Origin of the sequence: Microbacterium sp. ISL-103 (genome assembly GCF_018613995.1) — a bacterium.
Taxonomy (GTDB): domain Bacteria; phylum Actinomycetota; class Actinomycetes; order Actinomycetales; family Microbacteriaceae; genus Microbacterium.
This window is the reverse complement of record NZ_JAGGPD010000185.1, coordinates 1-2,964: the sequence shown is the minus strand read 5'-3', so window position 1 is coordinate 2,964 and position 2,964 is coordinate 1. Positions and strand designations below refer to the sequence as shown.

Genomic DNA, 2,964 nt, shown 5'->3' with positions numbered 1-2,964 from the left:
GGCTCCGGACAACAGCCCGGCCCCGGAGGGCACGCCGACCCCGGAGAGCACGCCGGGCGGCGACTCGACGGGTACCGGCTCCGACGGCAGCGGCTCGACCACTTCCGAGACCCCGGCGACGCCGGCCGGGAACGGCGGCGACTCGTCGTCCGTCGGCGGCTCCTCTGACTCGACCCCCGCAGGCTCGGGCACCTCCACGGGTGCAGGCACCTCCACCGGTGCGGGCACCGCACCAGGTACAGGCACAGGCACGGGTACGGGCACCGTCGGCGACTCGACCGGGGGCGGATCCTCGACCCAGGGCGACAGCGGAACGACCCCCGAGAGCAGCTCGTCGAACGGCGACTCCACGGCCACCGACACGGATGTCGACGTCGACGGCCCTCCGCCGGTGGACCCGGATGGCGACCTCGGGGTGGATCCCACCGCTGACGGGGCTGCTGACGGCACCGGTGACGGCACCGACGGCACCGCAGACGGTGGCGACACCGACGGCGCAGACCCGACGGCCGACGGCGCGGATGCCGACGACGCCGCCGTGCACAGCCCGACGGACCCCGGTTCGTCGACCGGCGACCAGCCCGCACAGCAGTGGGGCGACGGCGGTCCGACGCAGGATGCGCACGGTCGTGACTACCTCGAACGTGAAGACGGTCGTCGCACGCTCGAGGGCGACCCCGCAGACACGTACCGCGACCGCTCCGGTCGGCTGCACGATGAGGACACGCACCAGTTCGTGCCCGACACCAACCGGCCCGACGTCGGAGACCTCCCCGTCGACCGCGCCGTCCGCGGCGACTCCACCGAGTTCGATCTCGACGGCGACGCGCAGACCGCGCACGACTCGCGGGTCGACGCTCGCACCGAGCTCCAGTCCGATGCGGATGCCGCGGCTTCCCGCGTCGATCAGCTGGTCGACGAGGCGGGCATCGACCCCGCCGACCTGACGGGACGCTCGAGCGAGATCCAGCAGACGCTCGACAGCATGGTCGATGACGGTGACATCACGCAGCGTCAGGCCGACCGCATCAGCGATGCGATGGACTCTCAGCAGAAGGCGCTCGACGCACTGCGCGGCTCGTCCGAGAACCTCGGCGACCAGGCTGCCGGCGCCGTCTCCGCGGCGCGCGGCGAGACCACGCTCATCCCGCCGGGAGGTGCGGGTGCCGGCCAGCTCGACCACGTGTCGGTGACGGGCGATCCGACTCCGACGCTGCACATCTACGAGGCCAAGGGCGGCGGCTCGTCGCTGGGCTACCGCACCGTCGACGGCGTCCGCGCCGAGCAGGGCACGACCGCGTACCTCAACGACATCGCCGGGCGGGACACGCGTCTGCAGGACAGCCTCGACGCGTACGTGCAGAGCCCGGACGCTGATCCTCGAGTGGTCGAGGCGATCCGCAACGGCACGCTCGACGTCCGCTACGAGCTCGTCCAGGCGCGCCCGGACGGCAGCATCCGCGTCACCGAGTTCCAGATCGACCGCAGTCAGGTCCGAGTGGCGGGATCGGACACCGCCGGTGCGCCGCCGTACGGGGGGTCCGGGTCCGGGGCGTCCTCGACGCCGCATGCGCCTGCTCTCGATTCCACTCCTGCTGCTGACACGTTCGACGCTCCTGCTCCGACGGCCGACGCCGACGCCCCCGACAGCCGGGCCGGCGATGGAGACGACCCCGGGGTGCCCGCCGACGGCGCGGGCAACGGCCCCGGCCCGGATCGCAGCTCCGACCAGATCATCCGGGAGTACGTCGACGCGAACGGTCTGTCGAATCAGGACCTGCACGATCTGCGGCACACGCCCGCGGCTGACCTCACCCCCGAGCAGCGCAGGCAGCTCATCGAGATCCGCAGCCTGATCGAAGCGCCGGACGGGCGCACGCGACTCGTCAAGATCATCCCGTTCGAGAACATCCAGAAGTATCTCCGCCCCGAGTTCGGAGGCACCGGGGACTTCGTCCGCGACGTCTCGGCCGCGCCCGGGGTCGGCGGATTCGTGGCTCGCGCGACCGACCTGAACCCGTGGGGTGGCCTCGATCAGGTGGTCGCCGACGCACGTCTCGACTACACGCCGGCCGATGGACAGGTCAACAGCTACACGGCTCCCGGTGCGGACTCGTACGGGTTCATCGAGTTCCAGACGGATGACGCGGGCCTGCTCGATGTCCCGTACTCGCCCGAGTTCGGTGGCACGTCGGTGCATGACCAGCCCTTCGCCGGCTCGGGAATGCTGCTGAACCATGACGACGTATGGCGCCCCGAGTACGAGGCATCCGGATTCATGGGCGTCAACGAGGGGGCCCGCCTCTGGTCGGTGGGACCGGACGGACCCCGTCTGGTCGGCATCTACATTCCCGGGCGCGGATTCATTCCCGTCGGTTCCGGATCGTGACCGAGCGCCTGCAGAAGCCCGGGCTGTACGGACGTCTGAAGGGCGAGGACTATGAGCTCCGCTCCCGCGGTGGCGACTGGATCCTGGTCTCCGACCGTCCTGTGGCGGGGTTCGAGAAGTCGGGGTTCACGAAGAACGCCCCGGCGAGCTATGCGCACACGATCACTCCCGGCGACAAGGTGGAGCCCTATCGCCTGTCGTACACCGGGACCTACCGTGGTCTCGACATCGAGGTGGTTCCGAACGGCGACGGCACCGTCATGGCCGTGTCGACGAATCCGGCGTCGCGCGAGTACGGGTTTGATAGCTTTGATCGCGATCAGTGGATGAAGCACATCCCCCTCGACGACCGACAGTTGCGCGTGACCGCGACACGAACGCCGGTGTCCGCTCCCTGGCTGGACTCCCGCTCCGGAGGAAAACGATGACAGAACTCCTCAAGGCCGTGACGCCGGCGCGCGGTCGCGCCTGGCTGAGCCAGGGGCTCGGATGGGTCGGGGGGTACGTCGTTCGGCACGACGATGTCGCTGCGGCCACCACACCGGCGGCGCTGTTCGCCGACGTGGGGCTCGGGT

Annotated in this window: 1 protein-coding gene and 1 pseudogene; both read left to right on the top strand. The window is 70.5% G+C overall.

Translation table 11 applies throughout. The annotated features are described in order from the left end of the window. Positions 1–2,389 (top strand): annotated as a pseudogene (locus J7E68_RS07685) (hypothetical protein); the annotation flags it as partial. Next, a complete protein-coding gene (locus J7E68_RS07680) occupies positions 2,386–2,817 on the top strand; it encodes a hypothetical protein (protein ID WP_215171408.1) in 432 nt (143 codons plus the stop codon). The pseudogene J7E68_RS07685 and the gene J7E68_RS07680, both read left to right, overlap by 4 nt. Positions 2,818–2,964: the final 147 nt, after the last annotated feature.